At 69.0% G+C, this 20,520-nt stretch carries 21 protein-coding genes; 2 read left to right on the top strand and 19 right to left on the bottom strand.

The window, feature by feature from the left end:
* Positions 1–22 precede the first annotated feature (22 nt).
* From metK to pyrR, 13 genes are all read right to left on the bottom strand, one after another.
* Positions 23–1,213: a methionine adenosyltransferase gene (metK, locus tag BLU81_RS43820; protein WP_092555173.1), complete on the bottom strand. Its 1,191-nt coding sequence runs from the start codon at positions 1,211–1,213 to the stop codon at positions 23–25.
* A 56-nt stretch (positions 1,214–1,269) separates the two neighbouring features.
* Positions 1,270–2,478 (bottom strand): bifunctional phosphopantothenoylcysteine decarboxylase/phosphopantothenate--cysteine ligase CoaBC, encoded by a 1,209-nt coding sequence (gene coaBC / locus BLU81_RS43815; protein ID WP_092555171.1) that lies wholly within the window; start codon positions 2,476–2,478, stop codon positions 1,270–1,272.
* Positions 2,479–2,548: 70 nt separating this feature from the next.
* Positions 2,549–2,812 carry a DNA-directed RNA polymerase subunit omega gene (rpoZ, locus tag BLU81_RS43810; RefSeq protein WP_015623990.1) on the bottom strand — a complete coding sequence of 88 codons (264 nt, stop codon included), beginning with the start codon at positions 2,810–2,812 and terminating at the stop codon, positions 2,549–2,551.
* A 13-nt stretch (positions 2,813–2,825) separates the two neighbouring features.
* Complete coding sequence (gene gmk / locus BLU81_RS43805) at positions 2,826–3,413, bottom strand: guanylate kinase (protein ID WP_092555169.1); 588 nt, start codon at positions 3,411–3,413, stop codon at positions 2,826–2,828.
* A gap of 32 nt (positions 3,414–3,445) precedes the next feature.
* On the bottom strand, positions 3,446–3,763 hold the full coding sequence (mihF, locus tag BLU81_RS43800; RefSeq protein ID WP_043528493.1) for an integration host factor, actinobacterial type: 318 nt from the start codon (positions 3,761–3,763) through the stop codon (positions 3,446–3,448).
* A gap of 184 nt (positions 3,764–3,947) precedes the next feature.
* Positions 3,948–4,778: an orotidine-5'-phosphate decarboxylase gene (gene pyrF / locus BLU81_RS43795; protein WP_092558514.1), complete on the bottom strand. Its 831-nt coding sequence runs from the start codon at positions 4,776–4,778 to the stop codon at positions 3,948–3,950.
* A 33-nt stretch (positions 4,779–4,811) separates the two neighbouring features.
* Entirely contained in the window at positions 4,812–6,086 is a 1,275-nt protein-coding gene (locus BLU81_RS43790) for an adenosylmethionine--8-amino-7-oxononanoate transaminase (protein WP_092555167.1), read from the bottom strand.
* Entirely contained in the window at positions 6,083–7,111 is a 1,029-nt protein-coding gene (locus tag BLU81_RS43785) for a quinone-dependent dihydroorotate dehydrogenase (protein WP_092555165.1), read from the bottom strand. Before BLU81_RS43785 ends, BLU81_RS43790 begins: the two co-directional genes overlap by 4 nt.
* An 85-nt stretch (positions 7,112–7,196) precedes the next feature.
* Positions 7,197–10,511 (bottom strand): carbamoyl-phosphate synthase large subunit, encoded by a 3,315-nt coding sequence (carB, locus tag BLU81_RS43780; protein ID WP_092555163.1) that lies wholly within the window; start codon positions 10,509–10,511, stop codon positions 7,197–7,199.
* Between the two features lie 5 nt (positions 10,512–10,516).
* Complete coding sequence (gene carA / locus BLU81_RS43775) at positions 10,517–11,623, bottom strand: glutamine-hydrolyzing carbamoyl-phosphate synthase small subunit (RefSeq protein WP_092555161.1); 1,107 nt, start codon at positions 11,621–11,623, stop codon at positions 10,517–10,519.
* Positions 11,620–12,888, bottom strand: coding sequence for a dihydroorotase (locus BLU81_RS43770; RefSeq protein WP_092555159.1), 1,269 nt, complete (start codon positions 12,886–12,888; stop codon positions 11,620–11,622). Before BLU81_RS43770 ends, carA begins: the two co-directional genes overlap by 4 nt.
* On the bottom strand, positions 12,885–13,805 hold the full coding sequence (locus BLU81_RS43765) for an aspartate carbamoyltransferase catalytic subunit (RefSeq protein ID WP_092555157.1): 921 nt from the start codon (positions 13,803–13,805) through the stop codon (positions 12,885–12,887). Before BLU81_RS43765 ends, BLU81_RS43770 begins: the two co-directional genes overlap by 4 nt.
* Positions 13,802–14,362, bottom strand: a complete 561-nt coding sequence (gene pyrR / locus BLU81_RS43760; RefSeq protein ID WP_092555155.1) for a bifunctional pyr operon transcriptional regulator/uracil phosphoribosyltransferase PyrR — start codon at positions 14,360–14,362, stop codon at positions 13,802–13,804. Before pyrR ends, BLU81_RS43765 begins: the two co-directional genes overlap by 4 nt.
* Before the next feature lie 308 nt (positions 14,363–14,670).
* On the opposite strand from pyrR, the gene bldD reads away from it, so the two are divergent.
* Positions 14,671–15,159 carry a transcriptional regulator BldD gene (gene bldD / locus BLU81_RS43755; protein WP_014446326.1) on the top strand — a complete coding sequence of 163 codons (489 nt, stop codon included), beginning with the start codon at positions 14,671–14,673 and terminating at the stop codon, positions 15,157–15,159.
* Positions 15,160–15,403: 244 nt separating this feature from the next.
* On the opposite strand, the gene nusB is transcribed toward bldD, so the two are convergent.
* From nusB to aroB, 4 genes are all read right to left on the bottom strand, one after another.
* Positions 15,404–15,838, bottom strand: coding sequence for a transcription antitermination factor NusB (gene nusB / locus BLU81_RS43750; RefSeq protein ID WP_092555153.1), 435 nt, complete (start codon positions 15,836–15,838; stop codon positions 15,404–15,406).
* Positions 15,838–16,395 carry an elongation factor P gene (gene efp / locus BLU81_RS43745; protein ID WP_092555151.1) on the bottom strand — a complete coding sequence of 186 codons (558 nt, stop codon included), beginning with the start codon at positions 16,393–16,395 and terminating at the stop codon, positions 15,838–15,840. The genes nusB and efp overlap by 1 nt, the downstream gene beginning before the upstream one ends.
* Positions 16,396–16,470: 75 nt before the next feature.
* On the bottom strand, positions 16,471–16,890 hold the full coding sequence (gene aroQ / locus BLU81_RS43740) for a type II 3-dehydroquinate dehydratase (RefSeq protein ID WP_092555149.1): 420 nt from the start codon (positions 16,888–16,890) through the stop codon (positions 16,471–16,473).
* Positions 16,887–17,987, bottom strand: coding sequence for a 3-dehydroquinate synthase (gene aroB / locus BLU81_RS43735; protein WP_092555147.1), 1,101 nt, complete (start codon positions 17,985–17,987; stop codon positions 16,887–16,889). Before aroB ends, aroQ begins: the two co-directional genes overlap by 4 nt.
* Before the next feature lie 43 nt (positions 17,988–18,030).
* Between aroB and BLU81_RS43730 the strand changes: the two genes are divergently transcribed.
* The gene (locus BLU81_RS43730; protein ID WP_092555145.1) at positions 18,031–18,753 is read left to right on the top strand and encodes a Clp protease N-terminal domain-containing protein; all 723 of its coding nucleotides are present in this window, start codon (positions 18,031–18,033) and stop codon (positions 18,751–18,753) included.
* Positions 18,754–18,793: 40 nt separating this feature from the next.
* Here the strand turns inward: BLU81_RS43730 and BLU81_RS43725 are convergent, their stop codons facing one another.
* Both BLU81_RS43725 and aroC read right to left on the bottom strand, forming a co-directional pair.
* On the bottom strand, positions 18,794–19,297 hold the full coding sequence (locus tag BLU81_RS43725) for a shikimate kinase (RefSeq protein ID WP_092555143.1): 504 nt from the start codon (positions 19,295–19,297) through the stop codon (positions 18,794–18,796).
* Complete coding sequence (aroC, locus tag BLU81_RS43720; protein WP_092555141.1) at positions 19,297–20,475, bottom strand: chorismate synthase; 1,179 nt, start codon at positions 20,473–20,475, stop codon at positions 19,297–19,299. Before aroC ends, BLU81_RS43725 begins: the two co-directional genes overlap by 1 nt.
* Positions 20,476–20,520: the final 45 nt, after the last annotated feature.

Raw genomic sequence — 20,520 nt, 5'->3', positions numbered from 1 at the left:
GCCGGCCGTTGGTGAGACCGGGTCAGGAAGCGGCGTTCTTCAGGTCCTGGGCGCGGTCGGTGCTCTCCCACTTGAGGTCGGCGAGCTCCCGGCCGAAGTGGCCGTACGCGGCGGTCTGCTGGTAGATCGGGCGCAGCAGGTCCAGGTCGCGGATGATCGCGGCGGGACGCAGGTCGAAGACGTCCTTGATGGCCTTCTCGATCCGCTCGACCGGGACGTTCTCGGTGCCGAAGGTCTCCACGAACAGGCTGACCGGGTGGGCCTTGCCGATCGCGTAGGCGACCTGGACCTCGCAGCGCTCGGCGAGACCGGCGGCGACCACGTTCTTCGCCACCCAGCGGGTCGCGTACGCCGCGGAGCGGTCCACCTTGGACGGGTCCTTGCCGGAGAACGCGCCGCCACCGTGCCGGGCGTAGCCGCCGTAGGTGTCGACGATGATCTTGCGGCCGGTCAGGCCGGCGTCGCCCATCGGGCCGCCGATCTCGAAACGGCCGGTCGGGTTGACCAGCAGCCGGTAGCCCTCGGTCTCGATGCCGAGGCCTTCCAGCTCGGGCGCGATCACGTGGTCCCGGATGTCCGGCGTGAGCAGCGACTCCAGGGAGATGTCGGCGGCGTGCTGGGTGGACACCACGACGGTGTCGAGGCGGACCGGGCGCAGCCCGTCGTACTCGATGGTGACCTGGGTCTTGCCGTCGGGGCGCAGGTAGGGGATCGTCCCGTCCTTGCGCGCGGCCGACAGGCGACGGGCCAGGCGGTGGGCGAGCGCGATCGGCAGCGGCATCAGCTCCGGGGTCTCCGAGCAGGCGAAGCCGAACATCATGCCCTGGTCGCCGGCGCCCTGGGAGTCCAGCACGTGCTCGCTGTCACCGGAGCGCAGCTCGATGGCGCTGTCGACGCCCTGCGCGATGTCCGGCGACTGCGAGCCGATCGAGACGTTGACGCCGCAGGAGGCCCCGTCGAAACCCTTCTTCGACGAGTCGTAGCCGATCGCCAGAATGGTGTCGCGAACGATCTTGGGGATGTCGGCGTAGGCCTGCGTGGTGACCTCGCCCGCCACGTGCACCTGGCCGGTGGTGATCAGGGTCTCCACCGCGACGCGACTGCGCGGGTCCTGGGCGAGCAGAGCGTCGAGAATCCCGTCGCTGATCTGGTCAGCGATCTTGTCCGGGTGGCCTTCCGTGACCGACTCGGAGGTGAACAGGCGGCGTGCCACGGTGCTCCTCAGATTTGTCGAATTACAACGTAACGCGGAAGTTTAGCCAGAGTGGCTCAGCGTTCGCCTACCTGGGCTTCCAGGCGGCTCACCACCTGATCGAAAATCATATCCGCCACATCGCCTTTGGGGAGTTCCCCGTGGGTGGCGGTGTAGCCGTCGGCGCCCAGCAGAGTGACGGTGTTGCGGTCCTGGCCGAAGACCCGGCCGGCACCCACCTCATTGACGACGATCAGGTCCGCGCGTTTACGGACCAGCTTGCCACGGGCGTTCTCCAGCGCATCGTGCGTCTCCGCCGCGAACGCCACGAGAACCTGCCCGGAACGTTTGGCCGCGCCCAGTTCGGCCGCGATGTCCGGATTCGTGACGAGGACGATCGGCCCGGGCGTACCGTCGTCGGTCTTCTTGATCTTCTGCTCGGCGACCGACGCGGGCCGGAAGTCGGCGGGCGCCGCGGCCATCACGACGACGTCTGCCGAAGCCGCCGCCTCCACGGTGGCCTTACGCAGCTCCTCGGTGGTGCCGACTCGGACCAGGTCCACCCCGGCGGGTTCGGGCAGCGACACGTTCGCCGAGACGAGTGTCACTCGGGCGCCGCGGGCGACGGCGACCTTCGCCAGCGCGTAACCCTGCTTGCCGGACGAACGGTTGCCCAGGAAACGGACCGGATCCAGCGGCTCGCGCGTCCCACCGGCGGTCACCACCACATGACGACCGGCCAGATCAAGATCAAGACCCCGCTTGAGTACGCGTACCGCGGTCTCGAAGATCGCCGCCGGATCGGGGAGCCGCCCCTTGCCGGTGTCCTTGCCGGTCAGGCGGCCGACGGCGGGCTCGATGACGATCGCCCCACGCTCGCGCAGGGTGGCCACGTTGGCCCGCGTCGCCGGGTTCTCCCACATCTCGGTGTGCATCGCCGGCGCGTAGACGACCGGGCAGGTGGCGGTGAGCAGCGTGTTGGTGAGCAGGTCGTCGGCGATGCCGTGGGCGGCCTTGGCCAGCAGGTCGGCGGTGGCCGGAGCGACCACGACCAGTTCGGCGGCCCGCCCGATCCGCACGTGCGGCACCTCGTGCACGTCGTTCCAGACGCCGGTGGCGACCGGCCGCCCGGACAGCGCCGCCCAGGTCGGCTCCCCGACGAACCTGAGTGCCGAATCAGTCGGCACCACCCGCACCCCGTGCCCCGACTCGGTGAACAGTCGCAGCAGCTCACAGGCCTTGTAGGCGGCGATCCCGCCCCCGACCCCCAACACGACCTCGGTCACAGTCCCACCTCGGATAACAATTGATCCCGCGCCCAAGGTGTGGGACGCGGGATCAAGAGAGTCGGATCGATCAGGGGTTGTCAGTCGCCTCAGCAGTCAAGAGACCCGCGTTGATCTCGCGCATCGCGATCGACAGCGGCTTCTCCTGCGGCGTGGTCTCGACGAGCGGACCGACGTACTCGAGCAGACCCTCGCCGAGCTGGCTGTAGTAGGCGTTGACCTGGCGGGCGCGCTTGGCCGCGAAGATCACCAGCGAGTACTTCGACGAGGTCTTGTCGAGCAGCTCGTCGATCGGCGGGTTGGTGATTCCTTCGGGGTTCGCGATGGTTCCCACTGTGGCGAAGTCCTTAATGCTCGTGTGCGAGGTGTAACGAACCGAGCAATCCTACCAGCTCATCGGCAGCACGCTCGACGAAGTCGTTCACGACGGTGGCGTCGAACTCCGCCTCGGCCGCCAGTTCCTCGTCGGCGTGAGCGAGCCGGCGCTTGATCGTTTCTTCGTCGTCGGTGCCCCGGCCGATCAGCCGGCGCTGCAGCTCGTCGACGCTGGGTGGGGCCAGGAAGACCAGTTGGGCCTCCGGCATGGCGGCACGGACCTGCCGGGCGCCCTGTAGGTCGATCTTCAACAAAACGGGCCGGCCCTCACGGAGCCAGCCCTCGACCTGCGCGCGGGGTGTGCCGTAGAGGTTCCCCGCGAATTCCGCCCACTCCAGGAGCTGATCACCATCGACCAGGCGCTGGAACTCGGACCTGCTTACGAAGTGATAGTGCTCGCCGTCGGTCTCGTAGTCGCGTTTCTTGCGTGTTGTCACCGACACCGAGAGTTTGATCCACGGCGAGCGCGCCCGGATCACCTCGATCACACTGTCCTTTCCGACCCCGGAAGGGCCGGAAAGAACAGTGAGTCGAGCTGCCGGGCGCGCGTCGTCATCCATGCTCACGGCTCATTCCTACACGAGCCGATGAGTCAGTTCGCAGCGAACTCCCCCAGGAGGGCCTTGCGCTGCTGGTCGCCGAGACCCCGGAGCCGGCGGCTCTCGGCGATCTTCAGCTTCTCCATGATCTGCGTCGCGCGGATCTTGCCGATGCCCGGCAGTGCCTGAAGCACTGCCGAAACCTTCAGCTTGCCGACGACCTCGTCGCCTTCCGCGCGCTCGAGCACGGCGGCGAGGGTGGTCTTGCCGGACTTGAGCTGTTCCTTCAGCTCAGCCCGAGCCTTGCGAACTTCCGCGGCCTTCTCCAGCGCAGCCTGACGCTGTTCGGGGCTCAATGACGGGAGCGGCACCAGTTCTCCTCAGGTCCCTGAGCGGCGGTAGTTCAATACCGGCGCTTCTGTGAAACGTGGTGTGCCAGGGAACCAAAGGGGCATGTGGTTCCCTAGCGCCGGGAAAACTAGCGGTCAAAACCGCTTTCGGCAACGTGGGGGTACCCCCGAACCGCCTGATCGGAACCCTGCTAAGCAGGCCGTTTCACCCGAGCGCGGTCCGGCAGCCGTCCAGAACGCGCTCCGTCGCGGCCCGCAGAGCGGCGATCTCCGGCCCCGCGGAGAGAACTTCGCGTGAGTACGACGGCAACACGTTGTGAAGGCTCTCACCGAAGACGGCGCGCAGGTCATCAGGGGTTCCACCCTGTGCTCCGAGGCCCGGCGCGAGCAGCGGACCGTTGACCGCCGAGAGGTCGTGGCCGGTCTCGCCGATCGTCGCGCCGACCACGAGGCCGAAACTTCCGAGCGGCTTCACACCCGCGTTGACCTGGGAAATCTCATCGATGACGGTTTGCGCGACGGTTTTTCCATCACGCCCGACGGCATGCTGGACGGCCGGCCCTTCCGGGTTCGAGGTGAGCGCCAGGACGAAGACACCGCCCCCGTGAGCGGCCGCGGAATCGAACGCGGGACGCAGCGAACCGACTCCGAGGTAGGGACTCACCGTAATGGCGTCACTACAGAGAGTGCTGGCCGGATTCAGATAGGCGTCGGCGTACGCGGCCATCGTCGAGCCGATGTCGCCCCGCTTCACGTCGAGCAGGACAAGAGCTCCGGCCTCTTTGGACTGTCGGATAGTTGACTCTAGAACCGCGACTCCACGTGACCCAAATCTCTCAAAAAACGCCGACTGTGGCTTCAGAATTGCCACCCGATCGGCCAGCGCTTCAACGACCGTACGGGCGAAGCGTTCCAGGCCGGAGACATCGTCCGGGAGGCCCCAGCGGGCCAGCAGCGCGGCGTGCGGATCGATGCCGACACAGAGAGGACCACGCTCCGCTACCGCCGCGTGGAGTCGTTCACCGAAGGTTTCCATCAACATTTCCCACTTTCGAGTCGGCAACAGTCGTCAGGTGGCCGCGACCGCGGCGGCGATACCGGCCGCGATCCGGGCCACGTCCGCCTCGTCCGTCACGAACGGCGGCATGGTGTAGATCAGGTCCCGGAACGGCCGCAGCCACACGCCCGCCCCGACCGCCGCGGCGGTCGCCCGGGGCACATCCACGTCGTGGTCCATCTGCACGACGCCGATCGCGCCCAGGACCCGCACGTCGGCGACCCCGGACATACCGCGAAGCGGCTCCAGACCGTCTCTGAGGCCTTTTTCGATCATTCGTACGGGTTCCTGCCACCCGCCCCCGCGCAACAGCCGCAGAGAGGCTCCTGCGACGGCACAGGCGAGCGGGTTGCCCATGAAGGTCGGGCCGTGCGCGAGGCCACCGCCCTCCCCCGCCGAGACCGCCTCGGCCACCTCAGGGGTGCACAGGGTCGCGGCCAGGGTCAGGTACCCGCCGGTCAGCGCCTTGCCCAGGCACATGATGTCCGGAGTCACCCCGGCGTGGTCGGCCCCGAAGAACCGCCCGGTCCGGCCGAAGCCGGTGGCGATCTCGTCGAAGATCAGAAAGATCCCGTGGGCCGCGGTGGCCTCCCGGACCACCCGCAGGTACTCCGGATGGTGGAACCGCATCCCCCCGGCGCCCTGCACGACCGGTTCGACGATCACCGCGGCGATCTCGTCCGCGTGTCGCTCGATCATCGTGGTGAGTTCGGCGGCGTAGACCTCGTCGAACTCCCTGGGCGGCGGCCCGGCGAAGACCTGCGCCGGCAGCACCCCGGTCCACAGCGAGTGCATGCCTCCGACCGGGTCGCAGACGCTCATCGGGTGGAAGGTGTCGCCGTGATAGCCACCGCGCCAGGTAGCCAGCCGTCGCCGGCCCGGCCGCCCGAGCGCGAGCTGGGCCTGCAACGCCATCTTGATCGCCACTTCGACCCCGACCGAGCCGGAGTCGCAGAGGAAGACGTGCTCCAGCCCCGCCGGGGTGATCTCGACGAGTTCGGTGGCCAGGTTGATCGCCGGCTCGTGGGTCAGGCCGCCGAACATCACGTGGCTCATCCGGCCCGCCTGCTCGGTGAGTGCCGCGTCCAGGGCCGGGTTCCGGTACCCGTGGATCGCGGCCCACCACGACGACATCCCGTCGATCACCTCACGCCCGCCGGCCAGGCGCAGCCGGACACCCTGGGCGCTCTCCACCAGGTAGGGGTCGCTGCGCCCCGGCATCGGCCCGTAGGGATGCCAGACGTGCGCCCGGTCGAGTGCGATCAGATCGCGCCCGGCCGGGCTCATCGCGTAACAGCAGCCCGTGATGGGCGGGCGCCCCGGGCGACCTCCAGGACCAGGTCCGGGCCCTTGTAGATGAAACCGGAGTAGAGCTGCACCAGCGCGGCACCGGCGTCGAGCATGCGGGACGCGTCGTCGGCCGACATGATCCCGCCCACCCCGATGATCGGCAGCCGTCCGCCGCTCTCGGTGTGCACGAACCGGACCACCTCCCGGGCGCGAGCGGTCAACGGCGCGCCGGAGAGGCCACCCGCCTCGCTCGCCAGGTGCTGGTCCTCCGGCGCCAGCCCGTTCCGGGACAGCGTGGTGTTGGTGGCGATGATCCCGGCCGCGCCGTGCGCCAGGCAGACCTCGATGAGTTCGGCGATGGCCGGCTCGGTCAGGTCCGGGGCGATCTTGACGAGCACCGGGACCGGGCCGTCGAGGGCTTTCAGCAGTGCCCCGATCGCGTCCTTGTCCTGCAGGGTGCGCAGGCCGGGCGTGTTCGGCGAGGAGACGTTGACCGCGATGTAGTCCGCGTACGGGTGCAGCAGCCGGTAGGACGTCAGGTAGTCCTCGACCGCGTCCTCCAGCGGAGTGACCTTGGACTTGCCGAGCGAGACACCGAGCGGCACGTCGAGCGGGCCCAGCGCGGCCAGCCGGTCGGCCAGAGCCGCCGCGCCGGCGTTGTTGAAGCCCATCCGGTTGACGATGCCCTCGCTGGACTTGGCCCGGAACAGGCGCGGCTTGTCGTTGCCCGGCTGCGGCTTCGCGGTGACCGTGCCGACCTCGACGAAACCGAAGCCGAGCGCCGGCCACGCGGGCAGCGCCACCCCGTTCTTGTCGACGCCGGCGGCCAGGCCGACCCGGTTCGGGAACCGGACGCCGAAGACCTCGACCGGGTTGGCGAACGAGTACCACCGGCGCATCGCCGCAAGCGCCGGGGCGGGCAGCTGGGCGAGCCGGTTCAGCGTCCACTCGTGGGCGTGCTCGGCGTCCCCGCCGCCCAGCCGGAACAGTGCCGGCCGGGCGACGTTCGTGAACAGACTCACGCTGGACCCACCTTCGGATTGCCCTTCTGGCCCTCGCCCGCGAGGTCGTCCGACGGCTCGGCATGGTGCCGCTCGGTGCAGGCGGTCATTCCTGGCCCCTGAGCAGTTTGTGCAGCTCCTGGAGCGGACGGACGGTCATGTCGCCGGCACGCAGGGCCTCGATGCCCATCACCGCGGCGGCCGCACCGGGCACCGTGGTGATGCTCGGCACGTCGGCGGTGACGGCGGCGCTGCGGATCTCGTAGCCGTCGAGACGGGCACTCGCGCCCGAGCCCTGCGGCGTGTTGATGATCAGCGCGATCTCGCCGGCCAGGATCAGCTCGACCGCGTTCCGCTTGCCCGGGTCTTCGTAGTGCTTCGGGACGATCTCGCAGTCGATGCCGTACCGCCGCAGCACCTCGCCGGTCCCGGCCGTGGTGACGATGGTGAAGCCCAGGTCGGCGAGCCGCTTCACCGGGAAGATCATCGAGCGCTTGTCCCGGTTCGCGACCGAGACGAACACCTTGCCGCTGGTGGGCAGGGAGCCGTACGCCGCGGCCTGCGACTTGGCGAACGCGTGACCGAAACCGGCGTCGATGCCCATCACCTCGCCGGTCGACTTCATCTCCGGGCTGAGCAGGCTGTCCACGTTCTTACCGGAGAGTGTGCGGAACCGCTTGAACGGCAGCACCGCCTCCTTGATCGCGATCGGCGCGTTCGGCGGTGTGGTCCCGCCGTCGCTCTTCGGCAGCAGCATGCCCTCGGCACGCAGTTCGGCGATGGTGGCGCCGAGCATGATCCGGGCGGCCGCCTTGGCCAGCGGCACCGCGGTCGCCTTGGAGACGAACGGCACCGTCCGCGAGGCGCGCGGGTTGGCTTCCAGGACGTAGAGGCTCTCGTCCTTGAGCGCGTACTGCACGTTCATCAGGCCGCGTACGCCGATGCCCCGGGCCAGCGACTCGGTGTAACGGCGCACCTCGGCGATGTGCGAGGCCGCGAGGGTGATCGGCGGCAGCGAGCAGGCCGAGTCGCCGGAGTGGATGCCGGCCTCCTCGATGTGCTCCATCACGCCGCCGAGGTAGACCTCACCGGTCGCGTCGCAGAGCGCGTCCACGTCGATCTCGATGGCGTCGTCCAGGAACCGGTCGACGAGCACCGGGTGGTTCGGCGAGATCTCGGTGGCCCGTTCGATGTAACCCTGCAGGGTGGGCTCGTCGTAGACGATCTCCATGCCCCGGCCGCCGAGCACGTAGGACGGCCGGACCAGGACCGGATAGCCGATCGTGTCGGCGATCGCCTTGGCCTCCGGGAAGCTGGTGGCGGTGCCGTGGTCCGGCGAGCGCAGGTCGTTCTCGGCCAGCAGCGCGCCGAACAGCCCGCGGTCCTCGGCCAGGTCGATCGACTCGGGGCTGGTGCCGACGATCGGGACACCCGCGGCCTTGAGCCGGTTGGCCAGGCCGAGCGGGGTCTGCCCGCCGAGCTGGACGATGACGCCGACGACACCGGGGCCACCGGCCGCCTTGCCGGAACTGTCCTCGGCGTGGAACACCTCGAGGACGTCCTCGAAGGTCAGCGGTTCGAAGTAGAGCCGGTCGGCGGTGTCGTAATCGGTGGACACCGTCTCCGGGTTGCAGTTGACCATGACGGTCTCGAAGTCCACCGCCCGCAGCGCCTGTACGGCGTGGACACACGAGTAGTCGAACTCGATGCCCTGGCCGATCCGGTTCGGACCGGAGCCGAGAATGATCACCTTGGGACGGTCGCTCGGGACGACCTCGGTCTCCTCGTCGTACGACGAGTAGTGGTACGGGGTGTCCGCCTGGAACTCGGCCGCGCAGGTGTCGACGGTCTTGTAGACCGGCCGCAGTCCGAGCCGGTGCCGCAGCGCCCGGACGCCGTCCTCGCCGGCGAACTCCGGCCGCAGACCGGCGATCTGCTTGTCGGAGAGCCCGGCCCGCTTGGCCTGGCGCAGCAGTTCCTCGTCGAGGACCCGGGCGGCCAGGATCTCGGCGCGCAGGTCGACCAGGGCCTTGATCTCGTCCAGGAACCACGGGTCGATCCGGCCGGACGCCTCGTGCACCTGCTCGACGGTCGCGCCGAGCCGCAGCGCCGCCTCGACCGTGTAGAGCCGGCCGTCGTGCGGGATCCTCAACGCTTCGAGGGCCTCGTCGACATCCTCGAAAGAAGCAGATGTCCAGAAACCGGCGGCCTTCGTCTCCATCGAGCGCATCGCCTTGTTCAGCGCCTCGGCGAAGTTGCGGCCCAGGCTCATCGCCTCACCGACCGACTTCATCGTGGTGGTGAGTTCCTTGTCGGCGCCGGGGAACTTCTCGAACGCGAACCGCGGGATCTTCACGACCACGTAGTCCAGCGCGGGCTCGAACGCGGCCGGCGTCTTGAGGGTGATGTCGTTCGGGATCTCGTCGAGGGTGTAGCCGATGGCCAGCTTCGCCGCGATCTTGGCGATCGGGAAACCGGTGGCCTTCGACGCGAGCGCCGACGACCGGGACACCCGCGGGTTCATCTCGATCACGATCATCCGGCCGTCGTCCGGGTTGATCGCGAACTGGATGTTGCAGCCGCCGGTGTCGACGCCGACCTCACGGAGCACCGCGATGCCCAGGTCACGCAGCTTCTGGTACTCCCGGTCGGTGAGCGTCATGGCCGGGGCCACGGTCACGCTGTCACCGGTGTGCACACCCATCGGGTCGATGTTCTCGATCGAGCAGACGACCACGACGTTGTCGTGCTTGTCGCGCATCAGTTCGAGTTCGTATTCCTTCCAGCCGAGCACGCTCTCCTCGATGAGCACCTCGGTCACCGGGGACGCGGCCAGGCCGGCACCGGCGAGCCGGTCCAGGTCCTCGGGGGTGTGTGCCATGCCGGAACCCAGGCCGCCCATGGTGAACGACGGCCGGATGACGACCGGCAGGCCGATCTCCTCGACGGTCGCCCGGACCTCGTCCATCGAGTGACAGACCCGCGAGCGCGGGGTCTCGCCACCGGCGAGCGCCACGATGTCCTTGAAGAGCTGCCGGTCCTCACCCTTGCGGATGGCCTCGACGTTGGCGCCGATCAGTTCGACGCCGTACTTCTCCAGGACGCCGCTCTCGTGCAGGGCGATCGCGGTGTTCAGCGCGGTCTGGCCGCCCAGCGTCGGCAGGATCGCGTCGGGGCGTTCCCGGGCGATGACCAACTCGACGAACTCAGGCGTGATCGGCTCGACGTAGGTGGCGTCGGCGAACTCCGGGTCGGTCATGATCGTGGCCGGGTTGGAGTTGACCAGCGAGACCCGGATGCCCTCGGCGCGCAGCACCTGGCAGGCCTGGGTACCGGAGTAGTCGAACTCGCAGGCCTGACCGATGACGATCGGGCCGGACCCGATCACCATCACATGTTTGATGTCGTCACGTTTCGGCATGTGGGTCAGCCCTTCTTTTCCACGAGCTCGACGAACCTGTCGAACAGGTAGTCGGCGTCGTGCGGGCCGGCGGCGGCCTCGGGGTGGTACTGGACGGTGAAAGCCGGGACCTCCAGGCCCCGCAGGCCCTCGACCACGTTGTCGTTGAGGCAGACGTGCGAGACCTCGACGCCGCCGAACTCGGTGTCGATGCGCTGCCCTACGGGTGCGTCCACGGCGAAACCGTGGTTGTGGCTGGTCACCTCGACCTTGCCGGTGGTCTTGTCGAGCACCGGCTGGTTGATGCCGCGGTGGCCGTAACCCAGCTTGTAGGTGCCGAAGCCGAGCGCGCGGCCGAGGATCTGGCTGCCGAAGCAGATGCCGAACAGCGGCACCCGGCGGCGCATCACCTCCTGGGCCAGGGCGACCGGGCCGTCGGCGGTGGCCGGGTCGCCGGGGCCGGGCGAGAAGAACACCGCGTCGGGGCTGACCGCGAGCAGGTCCTCGATCGAGGACGACGCCGGGAAGATGTGCGTGGTGACACCCCGGGCGGCCAGGCGGCGCGAGACGTTGCGCTTGATGCCCAGGTCCAGGGCGGCGACCGTGTAGCGGTGCTCGCCCTCGGCCTCGACTTTGTAGGGCGAGGAGGTGGTGACCTGCGCGGACAGGTCGGCGCCGAGCATCTCCGGCTGAGACAGCACCCGCTGCCGGAGGCCCTCGACGTCGAGGTCGAGCGACGAGATGCCGACCCGCATGGCGCCCCGCTCGCGCAGGTGGCGGGTGAGGGCGCGGGTGTCGATGCCGCTGATCCCGACGATGCCCTCGGCGGCCAGGCGCTCGCCCAGGTCGCCGGTGGAGCGCCAGTTGGACGGGCGGCGGGCCGGGTCGCGGACCACGTAACCGGCGACGTGGATGCGGTCCGACTCGTCGTCCTCGGCGTTCACGCCGGTGTTGCCGATCTGCGGCGCGGTCTGCACCACGACCTGCTTGTGGAACGACGGGTCGGTCAGCGTCTCCTGGTACCCGGTCATGCCGGTGGTGAACACCGCTTCGCCGAACGTCTCCCCGACCGCGCCGTACGACGTGCCGTGGAACGTGCGACCGTCTTCAAGAACGAGGATCGCTTTGGTCACTTGACTGCCTTTCCGTCCAGAACCGTGGCCTCGCCCCGCAGGAAGGTCGCGACGATGCGACCGGGCAGGGTCATGCCGGCGTACGGCGTGTTGCGGCTGCGGCTCGCCAGTTCGGCCGGGTCGACGACCCGCTGCACCGACGGGTCCACCAGCGTCAGGTTGGCCGGGGTGCCGGCCTTGGTCAGGTCACCGCCGTGCCCGGTCAGCCCGGCGATGCGGGCCGGAGCGGTCGACATCCGGTCGGCGATCAGGTCCCACTGCGGGCCGTAGACGCTCAGCACGATCGACAGCGCGGTCTCCAGACCGAGCATGCCAGGGCGGGCGTACGACCACTCGCATTCCTTGTCCTGCACCGCGTGCGGGGCGTGATCGGTGGCCACCACGTCGATCACCCCGTCGCGCAGGGCCTGGCGGAGGGCTTCGACGTCGTCACGCGTACGCAACGGTGGGTTGACCTTGAAGACCGGGTCGTAGCCCTCCGCGCGCTCGTCGGTGAGCAGCAGGTGGTGCGGGGTGACCTCGGCCGTCACGCGGACGCCGCGGGCCTTGGCCTGGCGCAGCACCTCGACCGAACCGGCGGTGGAGACGTGGCAGACGTGCAGGCGGCTGCCGACGTGCTCGGCCAGCAGCACGTCGCGGGCGATGATCGCCTCCTCGGCGACCGCGGGCCAGCCGGTCAGGCCGAGCCGGGTGCTGACCTCGCCCTCGTGCATCTGCGCGCCCTCGGTGAGGCGGGGCTCCTCGGCGTGCTGGGCGATGACGCCGTCGAACGCCTTCACGTACTCCAGGGCGCGGCGCATCAGCTTGGGGTCGGCGACGCAGAAGCCGTCGTCGGAGAAGATCCGCACGTTCGCCGCGGAGGTGGCCATCGCGCCAAGCTCGGCCATCTGCTTGCCGGCCAGCCCGACGGTGACGGCGCCGATCGGCTGCACGTCGACCAGGCCGGCCTCCCGGCCCAGGCGCCAGACCTGCTCGACCACACCGGCGGTGTCGGCGACCGGCGAGGTGTTCGCCATCGCGCAGACCGCGGTGTAACCGCCCAGGGCCGCGGCCCTCGATCCGGTCTCGACGGTCTCGGCGTCCTCGCGGCCGGGTTCGCGCAGGTGGGTGTGCACGTCGACCAGGCCGGGCAGCGCGACGAGTCCCGTCGCGTCGATGACTTCAGCGCCCTCTTCCGGTGTGTCGGAAACGACGCCGTCGACGATGTGGAGATCGGTCGGCGCGGCGCCGAGGATCGAGACGCCCTTGAGCAGGTACGCCATCACTTGCCTCCCAAAAGCAGGTAGAGGACGGCCATCCGGACACTGACACCGTTGGCGACCTGTTCGACGATGGTGGAGCGGGCGGAGTCGGCCACCTCGGGCGCGATCTCCATCCCACGGTTCATCGGACCGGGGTGCATGACGATCGCGTGCTCCGGCATCTTGTGGAGACGAGGCACATCGAGCCCGTAGCGGCGGCTGTACTCCCGCGCCGAGGGGAAGTAGGAGTCCTGCATGCGCTCGGTCTGCACCCGCAGCATCATCACCACGTCGCTGTCCGGCAGCACCGCGTCCAGGTCGTACGACACCTGGGTCTTCTCGCCGAGCGCGGCGGCGACGTCGAGCGGGATCAGGGTGGGCGGGCCGACCACGGTGACCTGCGCGCCGAGTGTGGTGAGCAGCAGGACGTTCGACCGGGCGACCCGGCTGTGCAGCACGTCACCGACGATGGCGACCTTGAGACCGTCGAGACGACCCAGACGAGAGCGCATGGTGTACGCGTCGAGCAGGGCCTGCGTCGGGTGCTCATGGGTGCCGTCGCCGGCGTTGACGACCGAGCCCTCCACCCAGTTGGACAACCGGTGCGGGGCACCGCTGGCCGAGTGCCGGATCACCACCGCGTCGGCGCCCATCGCCTGCAGGGTCAGCGCGGTGTCCTTGAGGCTCTCGCCCTTGGAGACGCTGGAGCCTTTGGCGGAGAAATTGATCACGTCGGCGGAGAGTCGCTTGGCGGCCGCCTCGAACGAGATCCGGGTGCGGGTCGAGTCCTCGTAGAAGAGGTTGACCACGGTCCGGCCGCGCAGCGCGGGCAGCTTCTTGACCTCTCGCCCGGACAGTGCCGCCATCTCGCCCGCGGTGTCCAGGATCAGGGTGGCGGTGGCCGCGTCCAGGTCGGCGGCCGAGCGCAGGTGCTTGATCAACTCAGGCCTCCGATCAGGCGGACCTCGTCGGCCCCGTCGGTCTCGGTGAGGGCCACCTTGACGCTCTCGCTGAGCGCGGTGGGGATGTTCTTACCGACGTAGTCAGCGCGGATCGGCAGCTGCCGGTGACCGCGATCGACCAGCACGGCGAGCTGCACCGAACTGGGCCGGCCGAGGTCCTTGAGCGCGTCCAGCGCGGCACGCACCGAGCGTCCGGAGAACAGCACGTCGTCGACCAGGACGACCCGCAGGCCGTCGATGCCGGCCGGCGGCAACTCGGTGCGGCCGAGCGCGCGGGTGGCCTTCAGGCGCAGGTCGTCGCGGTAAAGGGTGATGTCCAGAGAACCCACCGGAACCTCGACGCCCTCGAAGGCGTGAATCCGGGCGGCGAGCCGGTGCGCGAGGGGGACACCGCGGGTGGGGATGCCGAGCAGCACGGTGCCGGTGGCGCCGGAGGTCTTCTCGAGGATCTGGTGCGCGATGCGGTCGACGACCCGATGCAGGTCGGACTCTTCCAGAATGATCTTGCTGGGCGCGTCTGCGCGTGGCTGCGCCACGGCGGACCTCCTTCCCCGCCTCACGGGACGGGTCGTTAAAGGATGTCGGTCGGGCCTGCGAAAACAGGCCCGATGGCTGACGCTACGTTACCAGTGAACGCAGCGTTGACCATGGTGACGTGCCTGACTAGAGCAGACCGGACATATCCCGTCTACTTGGGATACAGCCGGTGACTTTCGTACGGGATGGCGCGACTCATCGGTAACCAACACTTGACCGGCGGTCGCAAACTCCGTACCGTCACGCAGCGTAGCGAACCGTGAGGAAAGAACCCTTACGGTGCCAGCACAGTACCGGGAGTGTCCATATGCCGTCTGAGTACGCGAAGTCGCTGGGCGCTCGCCTGCGCTCCATCCGCCAGCAGCAGGGCCTGTCCCTGCAGGGCGTCGAAGAGAAGTCCAACGGTCGCTGGAAAGCGGTCGTGGTGGGCTCCTACGAGCGCGGCGACCGCGCGGTCACCGTGTCGCGCCTGGCCGAACTGGCCGACTTCTACCGGGTGCCCGTCTCGGAGCTGCTGCCCGACGGCAGCGGTATCCGCCTGGAGGCCACCAACAAGATCGTCCTCGACCTGGAGAAGCTGTACGACACCACCGGCGAGGACCTCGCCTACGTGGCTCGTTACGCCCGGGCCATCCAGCAGCAGCGCGGCGACTACAACGGTCGCGTTCTGTCCATCCGCGCCGACGACCTGCGCGCGCTCGCCATCGTCTACGACATCTCGCCGTCCGGCCTCATCGAGCGCCTGACCGAGCAGGGTGTTCTGGTGGCCGACCCCCGCGCGTTCTTCGCCAGCTGAATTCTTTTCAGCGATTGCGTCAACTGAACAAAATCAGCAACACCCTGTAGCGCCCCCCGTAAAGCCCGCGTCCCCCCGGCGCGGGCTTTCGCATTCGCTTCTCCCGAACCCCGTGACGGACAGTTCGGTATCCCGGATATCTCCGTACCCCTGGGCATTTCCGGACCCCGGGTATTTCCGGACCCGGGTATGAAAACGGCCCGGACCTCTCGATCCGAGCCGTTCCCCGCAGAAAGCGAATGCCTCAGCGTGTCGCGAAAGCCGCGATCCGGTCGAGCAACCCGTTGAGGAACCGCGGGCTGTCGTCGGTCGACATCTCCTTGGCCAGCTCGACCGCCTCGGTGATCGCCACCGGGTCGTCGACGTCGGGCTCGAAGAGCAGTTCGTAAACCGCGATCCGGGCCAGGTTGCGGTCCACCGCCGGCATCCGGTCGATGGTCCAGCCCTCGGCGTAACTCGCGATCAGCTCGTCGATCCGATCGAGGTGCTTGCCGACACCGTCGATGATCGTCTTCGAGTACTCCAGGTGCTCGGGGTGCGGCTTGGCGATCCGCTCCAGGTACGTGAGCAGCACCTGACTCGGCGGCAGGTCACGCAGGTCTGCCTCGAAGAGGACGTCGAGCGCGCGCTTGCGAGCCTTGCGACGCGCGAGCCGTTCCTTCTTGGGACCTTCCGCCATCAGCTGCGGCCGAGGTAGCGGCCGTCGCGGGTGTCGACCTTGATCTTCTCACCGTTGGTGATGAAGAGCGGAACGTTGACGGTGGCGCCGGTCTCGACCGTGGCCGGCTTGGTGCCGCCGGTGGAGCGGTCACCCTGCAGACCCGGCTCGGTGTAGGTGACCACGAGGTACACGCTGGTCGCCAGCTCGATGTAGAGCGGCACACCCTCGTGCAGCGCGACCGTGGCCTCAGCCTCGGGCAACAGGTAGTTCGCGTTGTCACCGACGGTGGCGCCGGGGACGTGGATCTGCTCGTAGTTGTCCAGGTCCATGAAGACGTAGTCCTCACCGTCCTGGTACAGGTACTGCATCGTGCGCTTGTCGACGGTCGCCGTCTCGACCTTGGTACCGGCGTTGAAGGTCTTGTCGACCACCTTGCCAGACAGCACGTGCTTCAGCGTGGTGCGCACGAAGGCGGGACCCTTACCCGGCTTGACGTGCTGGAACTCAACGACGGACCACAGCTCCTTGTCGAGGTTGAGAACCAGGCCGTTCTTCAGGTCGTTGGTGGAAGCCATGTCCTGCCTTGATCTTGACGGGTATCGGTGACCGAACCACTCTACCGACGTTGACCCGCCGGGAGCGAATCGGGCCTATCGCGCGATGTGCTCCAGAGCCAGCCGATATCCGTCAAAGCCGAGACCCGCGATCACACCGGTCGCGACGGCCGAGATCACCGAATGGTGCCGGAACTCCTCCCGGGTATGGACGTTGGAGATGTGTACTTCCACCAATTTGCCGCGGAGCATCGCACAGGCGTCCCGGACCGCGTAGTTGTAATGGGTCCACGCGCCCGGGTTCAGCACCACATCGGCACCCTCGTCGGCGGCCTGATAGAGCCATTCGAGCATCTCGTGCTCGGCGTTCGTCTGCCGCACCTCGACCGTCCGGCCCAGCGCCTCGGCCACGCCCTGGCACATGTCGACAAGATCCTGATAGGTCGCCGAGCCGTAGACACCCGGCTCCCGCAGGCCCAGCCGGCCCAGGTTCGGCCCGTTCAGCACGTAGATCATCGGGCCACCGCCGTGTACGCCTCGCGCAGCGTCTGTTCGTCCGGGCCGCTCAGGATGCCCGGTTTCGCCAGGCCGTTCAGGACCACGAACCGCAAGGTCGCCGCACGGGCCTTCTTGTCGACGCGCATGGCGGGCAGCAGGTCGTCCCAGGCGCCTTCGTCGTACGAGGTGGGCAGGCCGAGTGAAACCAGGACACTCCGGTGCCGTGCCGCAGTGGCGTCGTCCAGCCGCCCGGTGAGCCGGCCCAGCTCAGCCGCGAAGATCATGCCGACCGCGACGGCGTGACCGTGCTTCCAGGAGAACCGCTCCCGGCGCTCGATCGCGTGCGCCAGGGTGTGCCCGTAGTTCAGGATCTCCCGCAGGCCGGACTCCTTGAGGTCGACCCCGACCACGTCCGCCTTCACCCGGATCTTGCGCTCGATCAGCTCCCGCAGCACGTCCGAGTGCGGGTCCAGGGCTCGCGCCGGGTCGGCCTCGATCAGCTCGAGGATCCGCGGGTCGGCGATGAAACCGCCCTTCACCACCTCGGCCAGACCGGCCGCCAGGTCCTCGGCGGGCAGCGTGTCCAGCGCGTCCAGATCGCAGATCACCCCGGCGGGCGGGTGGAACGCGCCGACCAGGTTCTTGCCGGCCGCGATGTTGACCGCGGTCTTGCCACCGACGGCGGCGTCGACCATGCCGGCCACCGACGTCGACACCGGCACCCAGCGGACCCCGCGCAGCCAGGCGGCGGCCACATAGCCGGCCAGGTCGGTGGTCGCGCCGCCACCGACGCCGACGACGACATCCGTTCGAGTGAAACCGGCGGCGCCCAGCTCGTCCCAGCACCGGGCGGCGACCTCGATCGACTTGCCGGCCTCGGCGTCCGGCACCTCGATCGGCACCACGGTCGCCACCCCGGCCGACTTCGCCACCGCCTCGGCGCGCCCGCGCAGCGTCGGCGGGTGCAGCACCGCCACCCGGGCCGCGCCGTCGATCATCGCGGGCAGCTCGCCTTCGAGCCCTCGGCCCACGACCACGTCATATGGACGGTCACCCGTCACTGAAATCCGCGTCACCACGGGATACACCCTATTCGTACGGCTGCGGGCCGCCATGGGGTTATATACAGATGACCCCAGAGGGGTTACATATGACGGCATGCCGAAAATCAACGTCTACCTGCCCGACGATCTCGCCGAAGCGGTCCGGGACACCGGCCTGCCCGTCTCGCCGATCTGCCAGCGTGCCCTGGAGCAGGCGGTCCGCCGGATCACCACGATCCGCCAGGCCGTCCTGACCGACCTCGCCCCGGAGAAACTGGCCGGCCAGTTGCCGACCTTCACCGCCCGCCTCGTCACCGTGATCGCCCTGGCCGCCCGCCGCGCCACCGAATCCGGCGCCGTCGCCGTCACTACCGGTGACCTCCTGCACGGCGTCCTCACCGAGAGTCAGAACCTGGCGCTGCGGTTGCTCACCTCGATGGACGTGGCCCCGTCCTCGCTGACCGCACCGGACACCGCCGAACCGGCCACCGCCGACAGCACGCTGCGTTTCAGCGCTCCGGCCGCGGTCGCGCTGGAACTGACCGTCGGCGAGGCGATCGGTCTCGGGCACAATTACGTCGGCTGTGAGCATCTGCTGATCGGCCTGGCCGCCGAACCCGACGGCGCGGCCGGCGAACTGTTGCGTTCCCGGGCCGTCGACGGCAAGTCGGCCCGGCGGACGGTGGCCGCGGCCCTGGAGGGTTATGCCCACCTCCGGGCCACGAACCCGGCCGCCTCCCACGACGCCGCGTCGCCGGCCGCGATGCTGACCGCACTGCGTGCCGAACTGCGCCCGATCATCGGGCGCATCGAGGCGCTGGAAAAGCGGGCGGGTTGACCGTTTTCGGTCAGCCTGTGCCTCATCAGCCTGTGCTTAGTCAGCCTCGCAGGAGACCGATCACCTCGGCGGTGATCTCCGGCTCCGCCCGGCCGTCGGTGAGCACCGTGTGGGTGGCCACCTCCTGATAGAGGGGACGGCGCTGGTCGAGCAGGTACTTCAGCGTGGCCCGGGGGTTCATCGCCAGCAACGGGCGGCCGGCACCCAGGCCGACACGCCGGATCGCGTCGGTCAACTCCACCGACAGGTAGACGACCGTCTGGGCGGCGAGCAGCTTCCGCGTACCCTCGTCGAGGATCGCTCCGCCGCCCAGCGCGAGCACGCCGCCGAAGCTCTCCAGCGACGACGCCACCGTCTCGCGTTCCAGAGCGCGGAAGACGTCCTCGCCGTCGTCGACGAAGATCTCCGGGATCGGCTTGCCGGCCCGCGCCTCGATGATCAGGTCGGTGTCGGCGAACGGCACGCCCCACTGCGCCGCGACGGCCTGGCCGATGGTGGTCTTGCCGGCGCCCATCACGCCGACGAAGACCGCGACCGGGGCCATCAGTGGATGATCAGGTTGTCGAGGTACGACGCCAGGTTGCGGCGGATCTCGGCAACCGAGTCGCCACCGAACTTCTCAGTCGCGGCCTCTGCCAGCACCAGTGCCACCATCGCCTCGGCGACGATCGCGCCGGCCGGGACCGCACAGACGTCGGAACGCTGATTGATCGCGGTGGTGGCCTCGCCGGTGGTGATGTCGATCGTCTGCAGCGCCCGGTTCAGCGACGAGATCGGCTTCAGCGCGGCCCGCACCCGCAGCGGCTCGCCGTTGGTGATGCCGCCTTCCAGGCCACCGGCCCGGTCGGTGATCCGCTTGACGCCGTCCGGCGTCGGGACGATCTCGTCGTGCGCGACCGAACCCCGCGAGCGGGCCTGGGTGAAACCGTCGCCGATCTCGACACCCTTGACCGACTGGATCGACATCAGGGCGGTGGCGAGGCGGGCGTCGAGCTTGCGGTCCCATTGGACGTGCGATCCGAGACCCGGCGGTACGTGGTATGCCAGCACCTCGACGATGCCGCCGAGGGTGTCCGCGTCCTGCTTCGCGGCGTCGACCTCGGCCACCATCCGGGCGCTGGCCTCCGGGTCGAGGCAGCGCAGCGGGTCTTCGTCGATGCGGTCGAAGTCGTCCGGCACCGGGACGACGCCGGGTTTGGCGGCGACCGAGCCGAGTTCGATCACGTGCGAGACGATCTCGATGCCGAGCGCCTGCTTGATCAGCTGTTTGGCGACCACCCCGACGGCGACGCGGGCCGCGGTCTCCCGGGCGCTCGCGCGTTCCAGGATCGGGCGGGCGTCGGTGTGCCCGTACTTCTGCATGCCCGCCAGGTCGGCGTGGCCGGGACGCGGGCGGGTCAGCGGCGCGTTGCGCGACTGGGCGGCGAGCACGTCGGGGTCCACCGGGTCGGCCGCCATCACGGTCTCCCACTTGGGCCACTCGCTGTTGCCCACCCGGATCGCCACCGGCGAACCAAGCGTCACCCCGTGCCGGATGCCACCGATGATCTCGAGCTCGTCCTGCTCGAACTTCATCCGGGCACCACGGCCGTAACCGAGACGACGCCGTACCAGATCACGGGTGATGTCCGCGCTCGTCACCTCGACGCCGGCGGGCACACCCTCCAGCATGGCGACGAGCGCCGGTCCGTGCGATTCCCCTGCAGTCAGCCAGCGCAACACCGCAACAGTCTGGCACGGCTCCCTCACCGCACGGCGGGTGGCCGC

Origin of the sequence: Actinoplanes derwentensis, from assembly GCF_900104725.1 — a bacterium.
GTDB lineage: Bacteria > Actinomycetota > Actinomycetes > Mycobacteriales > Micromonosporaceae > Actinoplanes > Actinoplanes derwentensis.
This window is presented reverse-complemented; position numbering and strand designations above follow the sequence as displayed.

What these genes read in the sequence shown, in the direction of transcription:
- gmk (WP_092555169.1), bottom strand. Translation starts at nt 3,413, where the DNA reads ATGGATGACGACGCGCGCCCGGCAGCTCGACTCACTGTTCTTTCCGGC.
- pyrF (WP_092558514.1), bottom strand. Translation starts at nt 4,778, where the DNA reads ATGGAAACCTTCGGTGAACGACTCCACGCGGCGGTAGCGGAGCGTGGT.
- BLU81_RS43790 (WP_092555167.1), bottom strand. Translation starts at nt 6,086, where the DNA reads ATGAGCCCGGCCGGGCGCGATCTGATCGCACTCGACCGGGCGCACGTC.
- carB (WP_092555163.1), bottom strand. Translation starts at nt 10,511, where the DNA reads ATGCCGAAACGTGACGACATCAAACATGTGATGGTGATCGGGTCCGGC.
- bldD (WP_014446326.1), top strand. Translation starts at nt 14,671, where the DNA reads ATGCCGTCTGAGTACGCGAAGTCGCTGGGCGCTCGCCTGCGCTCCATC.
- nusB (WP_092555153.1), bottom strand. Translation starts at nt 15,838, where the DNA reads ATGGCGGAAGGTCCCAAGAAGGAACGGCTCGCGCGTCGCAAGGCTCGC.
- efp (WP_092555151.1), bottom strand. Translation starts at nt 16,395, where the DNA reads ATGGCTTCCACCAACGACCTGAAGAACGGCCTGGTTCTCAACCTCGAC.
- aroQ (WP_092555149.1), bottom strand. Translation starts at nt 16,890, where the DNA reads ATGATCTACGTGCTGAACGGGCCGAACCTGGGCCGGCTGGGCCTGCGG.
- aroB (WP_092555147.1), bottom strand. Translation starts at nt 17,987, where the DNA reads ATGGCGGCCCGCAGCCGTACGAATAGGGTGTATCCCGTGGTGACGCGG.
- BLU81_RS43730 (WP_092555145.1), top strand. Translation starts at nt 18,031, where the DNA reads ATGCCGAAAATCAACGTCTACCTGCCCGACGATCTCGCCGAAGCGGTC.
- BLU81_RS43725 (WP_092555143.1), bottom strand. Translation starts at nt 19,297, where the DNA reads ATGGCCCCGGTCGCGGTCTTCGTCGGCGTGATGGGCGCCGGCAAGACC.